A 16627-nucleotide genomic window follows, 5' to 3' on the forward strand; every position below is an offset into this window, starting at 1 on the left:
ATCTTATTTATTCTTAAATGACGAGATTAACGACTCCAAACAAATAAGAAATTATTAAAAAAGCAAAAAATTATATCCTGAGTTTTTTATAAATTTTATTACAAACCATTTCTAATTATTTCAAATTCCTCATTCAATTCGACACAAGCTTGCTGACAAACGTCATCAATTTCCTGTACTAATTCCTTAATTTCTTCTGACTTTTCGGGAACTGTTGCCAATTCTTGAATTTTTTTTGCCATGTTTTCATAATTGGAACTGATTCCAACAATTGAAAAGGACGGTATCATTTTATGTGCCGAAGCTGCTAATAAAGACCAATTTTGATCTGTTAGACTTTGTTTCATCGTATGTACTAATGGCGGAACTTGTCCTAAATACAATGCTATCATTTCCATCATCAATTTTGGATTTGATTTTGTTCTCTGGTTTAAATACCCGAGATTGATACATCGTGTTTTTTCCTCAGTCGCAATGCTATCTTCAAATTTATCAATATGATTTTGAAGAGACTTATCATGTTTTGACTGATTTAAAATACTAACTATTTTATTGTACAATTGTTTTTCGTCTACTGGTTTTGCAAGATAATCGTCCATTCCCACGGCTTTACATTTTGCTAAATCGACTGTCGTAACATCAGCAGTCAATGCAATTATTGGAATAGTTGATTTCATTGTTTTACGAATGTATTCTGTAGCTTCAAATCCGTTCATTTCCGGCATTTGTAAATCCATCAATACAATTTCGTACTCTTTTTCTTTTAACTTTTCAATAGCGATTTTACCATTTTCGGCTATGTCACGCTCAAACCCGAAATCATCCAGTAATGTTTTCATCAATAATTGATTCAACGGTATATCTTCAACTACTAATACTTTTATATTTTTTAATTCAGATTCTATCTTTGTCACTTCGTTTTCTAGCTGAGCTTTATCATTCGTTTTTTGGAAAGGCAAGGTGAAACTAAATGTAGAACCTTCATGAATAATACTATTTACACGAATAGTTCCTCCTTGCGGTTCGACTAATTGTTTCACAATAGCAAGTCCAAGTCCGGTTCCACCATATAATTTTGAAGTTCCGCTGGTTGCTTGTTGAAAATTTTCAAATATAGTTCCTATTTTTTCTTCGGAAATTCCTATTCCAGTATCAGTTACATCAAATTTAAGGATCACTTTTTCATGATCTTCATGCAACAAATCAACACTTACGGTAATTTTTCCTTTGAATGTAAATTTAACAGCATTACTAACTAAATTTAATATGATTTGATGCAAACGAATGGGGTCTCCCACTAAAACATCAGGAATTTTAGGATCGTATTCTTTTATTAATTTTAAGTTTTTTTCTTGAATTTTATTTTCAAATAAATGAAGCATCGCTGTGATAGAAGAATCCATTTTGAAAGGCGTTTTCTCAAATGTCATCTTTCCGGCGTCTACTTTTGCCAAATCCAAAATATCATTTATCAGCACGATTAATGCGTCTCCACTTATTTTAATTGCACTTAAATATTCTTTTTGCTTATAGGTCAAATCAGTCCTGAACAATACTTTTGTAAATCCAATGATTGCGTTCATTGGTGTACGGATTTCGTGACTCATATTCGACAAGAATTGCTGTTTTGCTTTCATGGCGTTTTCAGCAATGGCTTTAGCATTTTCAGCATTTATTTTTGCTTCTTCTGCAATTTCCGTGGCTAATTCTGCAAATATTTTAGCTTCAATTAATTCTGTTTCAATTCTTTTTTGGTTGGTCACATCTCTGGCAACAATTGCTGCCCCCATCACATTTTCTTTGTCATCTTTGTATACGGCACCATTGAATAAAACATGAATCACTTTGCCGTTTTTATGACGAAGAATTAAAGGAGAATCAGCAATAAATCCTTTTTCAAATACTTTTTTATAAACTTCTAGGGCTTTTTCCGGCTCCGTAAAATATTCAAAAAAATCAGTACCAATTAATTCCTGACGCTCGATACCAGTTACCTCTACCGATGCGTTATTCATATCCGTGATTTTTCCTTCGGGGCTAATTGCAAACAACGGGTCATAACTCGCTTCAATAAGGCTAAGAGAATAATCAGAACGTAATTTTTGGGCATTAAGATCGGTATTCAGTTTTTTCAGTTGTTGCGCCTGAAATAATAATTCTTGATTTTTTGTATGTAAATCCACAAAAACAGCCACTTTTGCTCTTAATATTTCTGGAGAAAGTGGTTTGATCATGTAATCAACAGCTCCTGCTTGGTATCCTTTGAAAATTTGTACCGAATTATCCATGCTAGCCGTCAAAAAAATAATGGGAACATGTTTAAGTTTATCGATTTGTCGAATTAACTCTACGGTTTCAAATCCATCCATCATCGGCATTTGCACATCAATTAAGATAAGTGCAAAATCTTGTTGATGCAACAGAATTTTTAAAGCTTCGTTACCGGAATTTGCTTTGACACATGAATAATTCTCGTCAGAAAGTATAACTTCTAAGGCGAATAAGTTTTCGGGTAAGTCATCGACTAATAAAATTTTAACAGGGCTATTTATTTTCATTTTTAATTGTAAAATAAAAGTTTGAATGTTGCTTATTCTTTATGAATATTGAAATAGCAACAAAAAATTTAACGTAATGACTTTGGGGATATACCGCCTTTTTGATATTATTTTATTATTTACTTAACCAAACTCGCATCAATGACAATAAACGATCTACATCAATTGGTTTAGTGATGTAATCGTTAGCGCCTGCATCAATACATTTTTGTTTATCGTCTTTCATCGCTTTTGCAGTTAGGGCAATTATGGGTAAGTTTCTGAATTTTATTTGAGATCGTATACGTTTCATTGCCTCATAACCGTCCATTTCTGGCATCATAATATCCATTAAAACTAAATCAATATCATTATGAACTTCCAGCATATTCAATGCGTTTTTTCCGTCTTCGGATTTTATAACTTCCATTCCACGTTCTTGCAATATTTTTGATAAAGCAAAAACATTTCGCATGTCATCATCCACTAGTAAGATTTTTTTGGACTGAAAAATTGCCTCTTTATCGTGCAAATTATGAATCATAATTTGTTTTGATTTTGGCAAATTACTGATGGTTCGGTGAAGAAAAAGGGCCGTTTCATCCAGCAATCGCTCTTCTGATTTTATGCCTTTTATAATAATGCTGTCTGAATATTTGTGCAACAGATTATTTTCTTCTTTAGTAAGTTCTTTTCCGGTGTATACGATTATAGGAGGAAGGTTGTGACCTTTCATTTCGCCAAGCGTATGGATCAGTTCAAAGCCAGTCATGTCTGGCAATCCGATGTCCAGAATGATACAATCTATGTGATTATTTTCGAATATTGCTATCGCTTCTTTTCCAGTCGCCGCTTCGTAACATTCTACATCACCGGTTCCAATGAGTATTTTCATTGCTTTTCTGGAATTTTCACTGTCTTCAATAATCAACAGTTTTTTTATTTTTCTATCCACAAAATTCTCAATCCTGTTGAATGCCTGTTCCAGTTCGTCTTTTGCTATTGGTTTCATCAAATATTCTACCGCACCTTCTCTGATGGGTTCCAGCGAACGGTCATTTGCGGATATAATATGCACCGGAATATGTCTTACTGAAGGATTAGCTTTTAATTCATGTAATACTTGCTTCCCTTTGATTCCAGGCAATCCCATATCGAGAATAATGGCTTGTGGTTTGTATTTTGCAGCAAGCAAAAGCCCGTCTTCACCAGAAGAAGCGGACAAGCATTTGAATCCTTTTTTGTTCGCTTGTTTTAAAAGTATAGCTGCAAAATTGCGGTCATCTTCAATGATTAGCACTATTTTATCATCAGCATTAATGACTTCTCTATCGTCTTGAATGGTTGGATAATTTAAATATTTAACATCATTCTCGGAGCGTCGAGGAGATGAAATTGGTTGCATTGGAATTTCTTGCTCAACTTCTTGAGCAGGGTAAATTGCTAGTGGAATAATGAGCGAAAAAGTTGATCCTTGATCTAAATCACTGTCTACTTTTATTTCTCCTTCCAATAATTTGGCAAGTTCTCGTGAAATAGAAAGTCCGAGACCTGTACCGCCATATTTTCTGGAAGTACCGCCTTCCGCTTGTTGAAAAGCTTCAAATATAGCCGATTGTTTGTCTTCTGATATTCCAATTCCTGTATCACTAACAGAAATGTTCAAAGTAGTTTCCGTATAAAGTTCGATGCGTATAATCACTCTTCCATTTTCGGTGAATTTGATCGCATTGGATAAAAGATTTTTCAATATTTGATTCAAACGTTGTGAATCAGTATGGATGAAATCAGGTAAATTTGATGCTAATTCACACAATATCGTTAAGCCTTTTTGTTCCGCTTGATGTTTAAAATCACGAAGTAAATTATGACTGAAATTTTTGATGTATACTTTTTCAATATTTACATTCATTTTCCCGGCTTCAATCTTGGATAAATCCAAAACTTCATTTATTAATACAAGAAGATCATGACCACTTTTATAAATTATTTCTGCGCTTTCAACTTGAACATTGTCTAGATTTTTCTTTCTGTTTTCTGATAAATCTTTGGAGAGAATTAATAAACTATTCAGTGGCGTTCTTAATTCATGCGACATGTTTGCAAGAAATTCCGATTTGTATTTACTGCTGATTTCGAGCTGTTTTGTTTTCTTTTCAATATCATTTTTGGAAGCTTCGACTTCTTTATTTTTCTCTTCCAATGATTGGGTTTGCTCTTCCAATTCTTCATTGGTCATCTGCAATTCCTCTTGCTGTTGCTTTAGATTTTGTGCTTGTTGTTCCAGTTCTTCGTTCAACTGTCGCAGTTCTTCTTGCTGTATTTGAAGTTCTTCCGCTTGATTTGAAAGCTCTTTGTTGGCAAAACTTAATTCGACAGCTCTTTTTTCTTTCTCTTCATTTTGATAAGCGAGTTCTTCATTTGCAATCACTAATTCTGCTGCTCTTTTTTCTTTTTCGTCATTTTGATACGCTAATTCATTATTGGCAATCGCTAATTCTGCAGTTCTCAATTCTTTTTCTTCTGCTTGTTGAACAGTATTTACGCTGATAGCAATACTTCTCATTGAAACATTAATAAATTCTTTTTCAGTTTCGGTAAAATTACTAAGCTTACCAATTTCTATAACGCCTATGGTTCTGCCGTCAAGTAAAATAGGGGTAATGAGCAAATTTTTTGGTTTTGCATTCAATACCGATGACGTAATACGGATTTGTTCTTCTGATATATCTGTTAAAGAAATTTGTTTTTGTTCCCACGCAGCCTGACCAATTAGTCCTTCATTTAATTTGAAAATTTCGGTGGTGTCTTTGGCTGAAGTAAAAGCAAATTTTCCGGTTAATTTCAAGGTATTGTCCTTTTCATTAAAAAGGTAAACGGCTCCAATATTAGCTTTCATGTAGGTACATAAAAAACTGATTGTATTATTTGCCAGTTGAATTATGTTTTGATCTCCAATAAGTTTTTCGTTAAGTTCAGCATTACCGGTAAGCAACCAATTTTTTCCGGCAGTTTCCGACTCGGATTTTTTAAGTGCTTTCAAATTTGTAGCAATAATGGTGTATACAGCGATAAGAATCATCCCAATAACCAATAATAATACCGCAAAAACAAAATTAAACTTACTGGCATCATTCTGACTTTCTTGAACTCTTTGAGCAAGTAATGTGCGTTCTATTTCTTGAGCTTTTTCAATTGTATTTCTTATTTCATCTTGAATTTGTTTTCCCTCACGTGAAGCAACAAAAGTTCTTGCTTTTTCAAAGTTATTCTTGCGAAGAATAACTCCTCTATTCAAATTCTCTAACCGAAGTTTGAATTGTTTTGTAAGTTCCTCAATGTTTTTTTGTTGAGTGGAATTGTCTTTAGTTAATTCTTTTACCTTTTCAATTTTCTCAATAATCTTCGAATTTGCTGTTGTAAAAGGTTTCAAAAAAATAGCATCGCCAGTTATGATATATCCTCGCACGCCAGTTTCTGCATCAATGGAAAATTTGAGTATTTGTTCAAATTCATATAAAACCTGATTGGAATGGTTTACTAAAGTATTTGAAGCAACAAATTTTTCAGTGTTTTTAAATGAAAAAATTGCAACACCAAAAAGTACTACCGCACAAGCAATAAATCCGATAATTATTTTTCTTCCTAGGTTCATTTTAATAGTATTATTTGTAATATTGATGCTGATTATCTATTCTTTTGATCTATTTTTAGCAGTAACTCAATTATTTTCTCTAATGATAAAACATGATCTGGGATTATGGCTGCAATTGCTGACTTTGGCATATATTCAGATTCAGCTGTTGTTGGATCTTGAATAATAGCTAAACCATCGTATTTCTTTATTCGAATAATTCCATTTGTTCCATCACTGTTAGATCCTGTAAGTACTATTCCAATTAATTTATTTTTAAAGACCTCGGCGGCTGATTCAAATAACACATCGATGGATGGTCTGGCAAAATTTACACGTTCGTCAATTGTAAGTGAAAAAGTTTGATCCTTTTCAATCATCAAATGATAGTTTGGAGGAGCAATATATATGTAGCCTTTTGTAATTTTTTCTTTTTCATCAGCTTCTTTTACATTCAGTTGACTTTTTTCATTTAAAAGATGAATCCAATGACTATCAGATTGCGCGCTTAAATGCTGCACAATGATAATTGGAATACTAAAATGTATTGGTAAGGATGAAGATAAAAACTTTAAAGCTTTCATTCCTCCCGAAGAAACTCCTATTACAATTGCTTCATAATACATTTTTAATATTTCTTTTTAAATATTCGTTGTTTTGTGTCTAACTCGATATAATGGGCGTACAAATCAGAAAATCGTAAACTTTCTTTTGATCCCAGACATAAAATTCCACCATTTATGAGGCTTTTATAAAAAAGAGTTTGGACTTTATTTTGTAAATTTTTATCAAAATAAATCAGCACATTCCGGCATAAAATTAAGTTTACTTCGGCAAATACACTGTCGGTTACTAAATTATGATTGGCCCAAACAATATTTTTTTTCAACGACTGATTCATAATAACATTATCATAATTGGAAGTATAATAATTCGAAAAAGATTCTTTTCCTCCAGCTAATTGATAATTAGACGTATATTCTTTAATCATTTTATTTGAAAAAATACCATCTTTGGCTCGGTTCAAAGCCATCTGGTTAAAATCAGTTGCGTATATGGTTGTACGTTCATACAAACCTTCTTCTTGCAAAAGAATAGCCATGGAATAAGCTTCTTCTCCAGTGGCACAGCCAGCATGCCATATTTTTATAAAGGGATAGGTTTTCAAAATTGGAATAACATTTTCTCGTAATGACCTGTAAAATAAAGGGTCACGAAACATTTCTGTTACTGTAATGGATAAATCCTGTAAGAGTTCTGATGCAAATGTAGCATCATTTAAAACCTTTGATTGGATTTCAGCAATATCTTCGAATTGCGATACCGCCATTCTATTCATAATCCTGCGCCTGATATGGGCTTGGGAATACTCTCTGAAATCATAACCATATTTCTGAAAGATAGCTTCCAATAGCAATGAAATTTCCAAGTCTGATGTCTCTTTATTTCGCATCTTTTTTTAACAATTTTGGTTTTTATTTTGGAACAAATCAAAAAAACCAGTTTTAATCTTTACCTTAAATTTAAACAAAACAGCATGCATTACATACGATCCATATACCAATTTAATTCTTTCTCCATTTTTTGGTATTTAAAAATAGCGGTAATTATTTTTTGTAATCGAACGAAAGCTGTTTCGCTTTTCACTACATAGTCAAACGCTTTGTGATGCATACAATTTACCGCCACTTCAATTTTATCTTGAGAGGATAACATTATAACAGGAATCTCCGGATTGAAAGCTTTTACTTGATCAAGGGTTTCAAGACCGTTCATCGCATTTTCAACAATTCCATCTAGTTGATAATCTAATATTACTACATCAGGATTATTAGACAAATTTGCAATGCAAAGTTCTCCGGTTGGATAGGTTTCGACTATAAAATCAGCATTTTCTAAAAATTCAATTTCTAGTGATTTTAAAAACAATGCATCATCGTCTACAAGAAATATTTTTACTTTATCGTTGGTGTTCATTATATGGTATTTTTAATTATGTTTAATTCTTCTTGAAGTTCCTCGCAAGCTAGTAAGCAAATTTTTTCCAATTCCAAAACCAGATCTGCTACTCCTTCGGTTTTTTCTTGTGCAATTGCAAAGTCTTGGATTTTTTTTGCCATATTTTCAAAATCAGTACTAATACCCATTATTGAAAAAGATGGAATCATTTTGTGTGCTGCCGCGCCTAATAATTCCCAGTTTTTTTCTTCTAAACTCTTTTTAATAGTGTTGATTAATGGCGGCGTTTGTTGTAAATATGAAGCTATCATTTCCAACATTAATGCGGGATTCGATTTGGTTCTTTGGTTTAAATAAACCAAGTTAATATATTTTATTTTTTCCTTTACAACCGTCATGTCTTTTTGCTTTTCAGCAAGTTTAACTAGTGCAGGTTTTTTTAATATCGTTATAATTTTGCTGTATAGCAATCTCTCGTCAACTGGTTTTGCAAGGTAATCATTCATTCCAACTGCTTTACATTTAGCCAAATCAACTGTGGTTACATCAGCAGTTAAAGCGATAATTGGTATTTTTGAAATCATTGTATTCCGAATGTATTCTGTAGCTTCAAAACCATTCATTACTGGCATTTGCAAATCCATCAGAATGATATCGTAATCATTATTTTTTAGTTTTTCAATGGCTATTTTTCCATTTTCAGCCATATCGTACTGAAAACCAAAATCATCTAACAATGTTTTCATTAGCAGTTGGTTGAGAGGAATATCCTCAACGACTAATACTTTTATGTTTTTTACTTCAGAATCTAATTCTACTATTTCATTTTCTAATTCAGTATCGGCATTAGCTTTTTGAAAAGGAAGAGTAAAACTAAATGTTGAACCCTCATTAACTTTACTTTTCACAATAATTTTACCGCCTTGTGGTTCTATTAATTGTTTTACGATAGCAAGTCCTAAACCTGTTCCCCCGTACAATCTTGAAGTTCCACTGGATGCTTGTTGGAAATTTTCAAATATTTTTTCAATTTTTTCTTCTGCAATACCAATTCCTGTGTCTGTTACAGCAAATTGTAGAATTACGTTTTCAGCATCTTCATGCAACAAATCAACACTTACAGTTATTTTTCCCTTGGTTGTAAATTTTACTGCATTACTAACTAAGTTCAAAATAATTTGATGCAAACGAACCGGATCACCTATAATATTTGTTGGAATTTTATCATCATATACCTGAATCAGGTTCAAGTTTTTCTCTTGAATTTTAGTTTCAAACAAATGCAACATTGCACTTATTGAAGCTTTCATTTTGAATGGTATTTTTTCAAATGTCATTTTACCAGAATCCACTTTTGCTAAATCCAGAATATCATTAATAAGAACGATTAATGCATCGCCACTCATTTTTATAGCTTCTAAGTATTCTTTTTGCTTAGTAGTCAAGTCTGTTTTCAGAATCACTTTTGTAAAACCGATAATAGCATTCATAGGAGTACGAATTTCGTGACTCATATTAGACAAAAATTGTTGCTTTGTCTTCACAGCATTTTTAGCAATAATAGTAGCACTTTCTGCACTTTTCTTTGCTTCTTCGGCAATTTCAGTGGCCAACTCAGCAAAAACGCGAGCCTCAATCAATTCAGTAGCGATTTTTTTTTGTTCAGTGACATCTCTAGCAACAATTACAACACCTAAAACATTTCCTTTATCATCTTTATAAACAGAACCGTTGAATAAAACATCGGTTAATTTTCCGTTTTTATGTCTGATGGTAAGAGGAGAATCAGCAACGAATCCTTTTTCGAATACTTCTTGATATACTTCTCTAGCTTTTTGCTTTTGCGTAAAATAATCAAAAAAATCAGAATCAGTAAGTTCTAATCGTGTCATACCAGTACTATTTACCAATGCTTCGTTCATATCGGTAATTTTCCCCTTGGTATTTATTGTAACCAATGGATCGTGGCTTGCTTCAATCAGACTTAAAGAATATTGAGAAGCTAATTTTGCAGTATAATTCAGCTCATTGAGTTCTTTATTTACAATTTCTCTCTTTTTCTTTTCCGTATTTTGAAATAGTAATTCTTTATTAGCAATTACTAACTCAGCGGCACATTTTTCTTTTTCACCATTTTGATAAGCCAATTCTTTGTTGGCGATCACTAATTCTGCAGCTCGTTTTTCTTTTAATGTGTTTTGAAAAGTAAGCTCTTCATTGGCAAGTACCAACTCAGCAGCGCGTTTTTCTTTTTCATTGTTTTGATAGGCCAGTTCTTTGTTCGCAATTTTTAGATCTAAAGCCCATTTTTGTTCGGTTAGATCTCTGGATACAATTACTAATCCTAATGCATTTCCCAGATCGTCTTTATAAACAGACCCGTTGAATAATACATCAGTTAATTTGCCTTTTTTGTGATGAAGCGTAAGAGGAGCATCCGTGACGTATCCAGTGACAAAAGCTTCTTGATATACTGCTTTTGCTTTTTGAGGGTCGGTAAAATAATTAAAGTAATCAGAACCAATTAAACTGTTACGATTTATTCCAGTAATATTTACCGTTGCTTCATTAACGTCCGTAATTTTCCCTGCAGTATTTATTGAGATTGTAGGGTCTAAACTGGCTTCAATCAAGCTTCTGGAATATTTTGATACGTGACTATATATGATTTCTATTTTTATTAAAAAATTGATTTAATTATTTTTCCTACTTACCAATTTCCTCAATTGGGTTGCGTCTTTTGTCTTTTAATTGTTTAAAATGAGAAGGGGATAGGCCAGTGACTTTTTTAAATTGACTGGATAAATGAGCAACACTACTGTAATTCATTTTCCATGCAATTTCCGTAATATTCAATTCTCCGTAAATAATCAACTCCTTAATACGTTCCGTTTTATGGGAAATTATAAATTGTTCAATTGTAGTTCCTTGTACCTCAGAAAATAAGTTGGACAAATAGGTGTAATCATGATTTAATTGTTGGCTCAAATAATCCGAAAAATTAATTTTAATGGGTTCAACCGTATGATGCACCATTTGTATGATTACATTTTTAATTTTTTCGATTAACATGGATTTTTTATCATCCATCAATTCAAGTCCTGAATCTAAAAGTGCCGCTTTTAAGAGTTGTCTTTGCTCCATAGAAATATTTTCCATGATTTCTACTTCACCAAGATCAACAACCATAAAGTGAAGTTTCAGCTTTTTCAATTCCTCTTTCACTGCCATTTTGCAGCGATTGCTTACCATGTATTTTATATATAGTTTCAAATATTTTTATTTTACAGTTTGCGCAAATTTACTTTTTCAAATTAAAGATACATTATAAAATTATAGTTTTAAGTTATAAAATAATCTGTAGTCAAGTCTAATTTGTTTTTTTAGATTTATTTTCCAAATTAAATTACGTTTAAAGTGTAGTTAATTATCTGATTTTGTTTATTTTATGTTATTTTTTATTAGTGTTAAAAAAAAATAATTATTTAGAAAAAATCTATTCGTTTTTTTTCTATTTTTTTTAAAATTTAATTGTCTTATCATAGTTTTCTTCAATAAAGAAACTGATCTCATTATTAGTTATAAAGTATAGTTTAATCCTCGTATCCGTTTTTTATCGTTGTTGAAATCATTTTGAACTGTACATTCGCATTAAATGAATGTGTGGAATGTGCTGGTATAATTATTCCATCTCCCAATTTGAGAGAGTGTTTTATTTCATCAATAAATATTTCGGCTGTACCGTCTATTATTTGCACATAGTTATCAAAAGGGGAAGTACGTTCTGCTAATTCTTCGCCTGCATCAAATGAAGAAGCAGTTATGTTGCCGGTTGTTTTTTTAATGATAGTTCGACTTAAAACTGCATTGGGAACATATTGAATAATTTCTACAATAATGTGGGATTGCGATTTTTTTAGCTCGCTATTGTCGACTGAATTGATCTTGAGGGACATATTTTTTTATTTCTTTAGGGTAATATATAAGTGTATAAAGGTAATTTTGGTAAATTAAAATTTTGTTATATAATTATTTTTAAAGCTTACTTAATTATGATTACAATTTTTTCTCCCATTGGTTTGTATTTTTTGGTAAGTAACGTCTTATTTTTAAATAGCAACATAATTTAAATATATTGCTTTGCACTTATTTTGGATTAATAGATAACTGACTTTATAAGAAGAATTTAACTGGTAATTAATTAATTGGAAAATAATTAACCCAATCTAATGATTTTATGGAAGAAACTTTGTTTTCTGCGTTCATCGTAACACGAAGTTCTTTATTTGCGACTTTTTTCGAATACAAAGCTTTATAGCGAAAAACAGTTGTGTTTTCGAAGTTGTTTCTGTAAGCCTCCACTAATTGAAGATCAATAAAAGTTCCATAATACTGACGAAATCTATTACATGTTTTTGATAATCGCTCAACAGTCGTGTTTTTAATTACTGATGGCGTTGCTTCACTTGAAGTAAAAGGCTTAAATTTAGAGGTATTACAAGTCATCAAAACTCTTTTTCCCAATTCATAGGATTTACTTTTTTGAGTTTCACTAATTTCAGCTAATCCAAGTTTTTGGATTTTAGCTACTTCTGGTTCTGGCTCAGTAACCACTTTTTTTGTTTTGCATCCAACAAGTAAAAGAATAGTCAAAACAATAATTAATTTTTTCATGATTTATTTTATTTTTAATAAGATATTAGGATCTGGACAGTTTTCTAAATAGTGATTTAAATCACTTGCGCTGCAGACACCGGGATAATCGCCAAAGGAATTTGTAATTTTTTTTATAATTTGAAAATGTAAATGCGGTGCATAATCCCCATTTACGGAAGCATCACCTAAAGTGGCTATTTGCTGTCCTTTTTCATAAGCATCTCCAATTTCAATGTGACTGATACTTTCTAAAGATAAGTGTCCATATAATGTGTAAAAAGTGTGTTCTTCAATTTTATGTTCTAAAATTATAGTTGGACCATAATCTCCCACACCCGTATTGTAATTAAAACTATGGATAAATCCGTCAATTGCAGCTAAAACGGGTGTTCCAGCGTTAATCCATAAATCTAATCCAATGTGAATGTTGCGTTCTTCGGTTTTCGAATCGTTGAAGATTTCACTTCTTTTATATAAAGTTCTAATTTCGTTATAGCCTCCGTAGGCTACTTTGGCATTGTTTTCCGTCAAATAGTTTTCGATGTATTTTTCGAAATCTACGGCATTATCAATATTACGTTCTCTAAGAGTTTCATTTTTATTGGATAAATCCAAAGGAATATATTGATTATAATCAATTTTTGCATCTATCACTTTAACATTTTCAATGTCGTGTAAGAGCGTTTCTAATGCTATCATTTATAGTAATTTTTTTAAAACACTAAAATTAAATAAAAAATGCCAACATAAAAATTTTACATTGGCATTATAACTTATAATTTTGAATTAACGCTTTCAATTTTTTTATAAAACTAATTTCAGAATAGCGTTAAGCGTTTTTATTTTTTAAAAACAGCTTTCACTTATGTAAATTATATTCGATTACTATTTTTTTATTTCCACTTTAGCTTCTCCACCAGAAACATTCACGCTAGTTTTAGTTTTTCCATCTTTAGTAGTCACGTTTACTCCGTCAGTACTTATTTTTATGGCAGTACTGTCTTCAGCTTTGGTTGTAACGGTGGTTGTTTTTTCGTTATTAGTAACTTCGCTTGAAGTTTCTGTTTGTGTTGCAGGTACAGCGACTTCTTCTTTTTCTTTGCAGGAAACAATAGTAATCATTGCCAGCATTCCTAAAATCAAGCTTATTTTTCTCATTTTGTTTGTATTAAAATTATTAAATTAAAGAACAAGATAGCATTTTATTTGTTTATCTGAATTCGAATTTAAAATAAAAAAAATCCTAACCATTGCTGATTAAGATTTATATCTTGTAATAAATTGATTTTAGTAAAGACTAGGATATTTTGATGGGTTTACTTCATTCATCATTTCATAGACTTTTTCAAAAATATCTTCTGCAGAAGGTTTAGAGAAATAATCTCCATCAGTTCCATAAGCCGGTCTGTGGGCTTTTGCAGTTAGGGTTTGCGGTTTACTGTCTAAATAATTATAAGCGTCTTGTTGCTCAATTATTTGTTGTAAAATATAAGCTGAAGCGCCACCAGGAACATCTTCATCAATTACCAACAGACGATTTGTTTTAGCAATACTTTTCACCACATCTTGATTGATATCAAATGGAAGTAAAGATTGTAAGTCGATTATTTCGCAATCAATTCCAACTTCAAGTAATTCTTTGGCGGCTTGCTGAACCAATCGCAAGGTTGAACCATACGAAACTAATGTAATATCAGTTCCCTGTTTCAAAGTTTCTACAACTCCAATTGGCGTTTTGAACTCACCATAATTCAATGGCATTTTCTCTTTTAATCGGTAGCCATTCAAGCATTCGATCACTAAAGCAGGTTCATCACATTCTAACAAACTGTTATAAAAACCGGCTGCTTGTGTCATGTTTCTAGGTACCAAAACGTGAATTCCACGGATGGCATTGATAATCATTCCCATAGGAGAGCCAGAATGCCAAATTCCTTCTAAACGATGGCCACGCGTACGTATAATTAAGGGTGCTTTTTGTTTACCTACTGTTCTGTATCTCAGTGTAGCCAAATCGTCACTCATGATTTGAATGGCATACAATAAATAATCTAAATATTGGATTTCAGCAATTGGGCGCAAGCCTCTCATAGCCATTCCAATTCCTTGACCTAGAATGGTAGCTTCACGAATTCCGACATCGGCAACGCGAAGTTCTCCGTATTTTTCCTGCATCCCTTCTAAACCTTGATTGACATCACCAATGGCTCCGGCATCTTCTCCAAAGATTAATGTTTCAGGATATTTAGTGAAAATAGCATCAAAATTATCACGCAAAATCATTCTTCCATCCGTATCTTCTTTTGCATCTTCAGGATATACCGGTAAAACTTTTTCAACAGAAAATACATTTAATTCAGTTTCTGAAAATAAATTACTGCTGAAATTCTTTTGGGTTTTAATTGTATAATCTGTAATCCATTGCGATAGTTCTTGCTTTCCATTTTCATTAAGGATTAAACGTAATACTTTTCGAGCTGTCACCAAAATTTCCTTTTTCAAAGGAGATTTGATTCCGCTTAAATCAGCAATGAATTTTAATATTGTTTCCTTATTATTACTGGATTCCGCTATTTTTTGTAATAAAGCAACTAATTCTTTTTGCTCTTCAACGATAGGTTCTATAAAAGCATTCCAAGCGGCTTTTTTAGCATCTAAAACATCTTTTTTAGCTTGCACATCAATAGCTTCGATTTCCTCAGGCGATGCAATATTAATCGCAATCATCCATAATTTCATTTGACGAATACAATCAAAATCTCTTTCCCATGCTAATCGGTCAGCGTTTTTGTATCTTTCGTGAGAACCGGAACTTGAATGTCCTTGAGGTTGCGTCAATTCATTTACGTGAATCAAAACTGGAATATGATTTTCTCTGGCAATTTCAGCAGCTTTCTCATAAGTAGCAATCAAGTCCGCATAATCCCAACCTTTTACTCTTAAAATTTCAAAACCATTGGTATCATGATCTCTTTGATATCCTTTTAAAATTTCGGATATATTTTCTTTTGTAGTTTGGTGTCTGGCATGAACAGAAATTCCATATTCATCATCCCAAACACTCATTACCATAGGAACTTGTAAAACTCCGGCGGCATTTATTGTTTCAAAAAACAATCCTTCGGATGTACTTGCATTCCCAATGGTTCCCCATGCAATTTCATTTCCTTCATTAGAAAAATTCATAGCATTTGGTATTCCTGAAACTTGTCTATATATTTTTGATGCTTGAGCAAGACCTAATAATCTTGGCATTTGTCCCGCTGTAGGAGAAATATCAGCGCTTGAATTTTTTTGTTTTGTTAAGTCTTTCCAAGAACCATCTTCATTTAAACTATGCGTTGCAAAGTGACCGCCCATTTGTCTTCCTGCGGACATCGGATCTTGTTCAATATCAGTATGACCGTATAGTCCGGCAAAAAACTGTTGCATTGTAAGTTCACCAATAGCCATCATAAAAGTTTGATCGCGATAATATCCAGAACGGAAATCGCCATTTTTAAAAGCTTTTGCCATTGCCAGTTGTGGCACTTCTTTTCCATCACCAAAAATCCCAAACTTGGCTTTTCCAGTCAATACTTCTTTACGTCCTAATAAACTGCATTCTCTGCTTATTATGGCTGTTGTATAGTCCTTTAAAACTTCGATTTTGAAATCTTCAAATGTCAATGTAGTATTGGTTTTTTCTTTTATCATAATTGAAAAGTATAACTTTGAATTGCAAATTTACTTAAAAACAACCTCTTTTCATAATACATTGAAAAAAATAGAATTTAATTTTTGTAATTTATTCTATGAAAAAGAACTTTATTTTTTTGCTATATGTAATTTTATACTTTAA

The 16627-nt window shown here is 32.1% G+C and carries 12 protein-coding genes; all 12 read right to left on the bottom strand.

Annotated elements, in window-relative coordinates:
* Positions 1–98 precede the first annotated feature (98 nt).
* On the bottom strand, positions 99–2558 hold the full coding sequence (locus IWX80_RS14295) for a response regulator (protein ID WP_196854039.1): 2460 nt from the start codon (positions 2556–2558) through the stop codon (positions 99–101).
* A gap of 115 nt (positions 2559–2673) precedes the next feature.
* On the bottom strand, positions 2674–6192 hold the full coding sequence (locus IWX80_RS14300) for a response regulator (RefSeq protein ID WP_196854040.1): 3519 nt from the start codon (positions 6190–6192) through the stop codon (positions 2674–2676).
* 32 nt (positions 6193–6224) lie between these two features.
* Positions 6225–6797, bottom strand: coding sequence for a chemotaxis protein CheB (locus IWX80_RS14305; RefSeq protein ID WP_196854041.1), 573 nt, complete (start codon positions 6795–6797; stop codon positions 6225–6227).
* 2 nt (positions 6798–6799) lie between these two features.
* The gene (locus IWX80_RS14310; RefSeq protein ID WP_196854042.1) at positions 6800–7624 is read right to left on the bottom strand and encodes a CheR family methyltransferase; all 825 of its coding nucleotides are present in this window, start codon (positions 7622–7624) and stop codon (positions 6800–6802) included.
* Between the two features lie 89 nt (positions 7625–7713).
* Entirely contained in the window at positions 7714–8148 is a 435-nt protein-coding gene (locus tag IWX80_RS14315; RefSeq protein WP_113633731.1) for a response regulator, read from the bottom strand.
* Positions 8148–10763: an ATP-binding protein gene (locus IWX80_RS14320; protein ID WP_334682369.1), complete on the bottom strand. Its 2616-nt coding sequence runs from the start codon at positions 10761–10763 to the stop codon at positions 8148–8150. The genes IWX80_RS14315 and IWX80_RS14320 overlap by 1 nt, the downstream gene beginning before the upstream one ends.
* A 73-nt stretch (positions 10764–10836) precedes the next feature.
* The gene (locus IWX80_RS14325; protein ID WP_113633733.1) at positions 10837–11382 is read right to left on the bottom strand and encodes a helix-turn-helix domain-containing protein; all 546 of its coding nucleotides are present in this window, start codon (positions 11380–11382) and stop codon (positions 10837–10839) included.
* A 341-nt stretch (positions 11383–11723) separates the two neighbouring features.
* Complete coding sequence (locus IWX80_RS14330) at positions 11724–12086, bottom strand: cupin domain-containing protein (protein ID WP_113633734.1); 363 nt, start codon at positions 12084–12086, stop codon at positions 11724–11726.
* 241 nt (positions 12087–12327) lie between these two features.
* A complete protein-coding gene (locus IWX80_RS14335) occupies positions 12328–12804 on the bottom strand; it encodes a hypothetical protein (protein WP_196854043.1) in 477 nt (158 codons plus the stop codon).
* Positions 12805–12807: 3 nt separating this feature from the next.
* On the bottom strand, positions 12808–13485 hold the full coding sequence (locus IWX80_RS14340; RefSeq protein WP_196854044.1) for a peptidoglycan DD-metalloendopeptidase family protein: 678 nt from the start codon (positions 13483–13485) through the stop codon (positions 12808–12810).
* Positions 13486–13671: 186 nt separating this feature from the next.
* Complete coding sequence (locus IWX80_RS14345) at positions 13672–13944, bottom strand: hypothetical protein (RefSeq protein WP_196854045.1); 273 nt, start codon at positions 13942–13944, stop codon at positions 13672–13674.
* A 129-nt stretch (positions 13945–14073) separates the two neighbouring features.
* Positions 14074–16482: an alpha-ketoacid dehydrogenase subunit alpha/beta gene (locus tag IWX80_RS14350; protein ID WP_196854046.1), complete on the bottom strand. Its 2409-nt coding sequence runs from the start codon at positions 16480–16482 to the stop codon at positions 14074–14076.
* Positions 16483–16627 lie beyond the last annotated feature (145 nt).

It is taken from the genome of Flavobacterium sp. CAN_S2 (genome assembly GCF_015752255.1).
Lineage (GTDB): Bacteria > Bacteroidota > Bacteroidia > Flavobacteriales > Flavobacteriaceae > Flavobacterium.

What these genes read in the sequence shown, in the direction of transcription:
- IWX80_RS14335 (WP_196854043.1), bottom strand. Translation starts at nt 12,804, where the DNA reads ATGAAAAAATTAATTATTGTTTTGACTATTCTTTTACTTGTTGGATGC.
- IWX80_RS14325 (WP_113633733.1), bottom strand. Translation starts at nt 11,382, where the DNA reads ATGGTAAGCAATCGCTGCAAAATGGCAGTGAAAGAGGAATTGAAAAAG.
- IWX80_RS14345 (WP_196854045.1), bottom strand. Translation starts at nt 13,944, where the DNA reads ATGAGAAAAATAAGCTTGATTTTAGGAATGCTGGCAATGATTACTATT.
- IWX80_RS14295 (WP_196854039.1), bottom strand. Translation starts at nt 2,558, where the DNA reads ATGAAAATAAATAGCCCTGTTAAAATTTTATTAGTCGATGACTTACCC.
- IWX80_RS14315 (WP_113633731.1), bottom strand. Translation starts at nt 8,148, where the DNA reads ATGAACACCAACGATAAAGTAAAAATATTTCTTGTAGACGATGATGCA.
- IWX80_RS14305 (WP_196854041.1), bottom strand. Translation starts at nt 6,797, where the DNA reads ATGTATTATGAAGCAATTGTAATAGGAGTTTCTTCGGGAGGAATGAAA.
- IWX80_RS14340 (WP_196854044.1), bottom strand. Translation starts at nt 13,485, where the DNA reads ATGATAGCATTAGAAACGCTCTTACACGACATTGAAAATGTTAAAGTG.
- IWX80_RS14300 (WP_196854040.1), bottom strand. Translation starts at nt 6,192, where the DNA reads ATGAACCTAGGAAGAAAAATAATTATCGGATTTATTGCTTGTGCGGTA.
- IWX80_RS14350 (WP_196854046.1), bottom strand. Translation starts at nt 16,482, where the DNA reads ATGATAAAAGAAAAAACCAATACTACATTGACATTTGAAGATTTCAAA.
- IWX80_RS14310 (WP_196854042.1), bottom strand. Translation starts at nt 7,624, where the DNA reads ATGCGAAATAAAGAGACATCAGACTTGGAAATTTCATTGCTATTGGAA.
- IWX80_RS14330 (WP_113633734.1), bottom strand. Translation starts at nt 12,086, where the DNA reads ATGTCCCTCAAGATCAATTCAGTCGACAATAGCGAGCTAAAAAAATCG.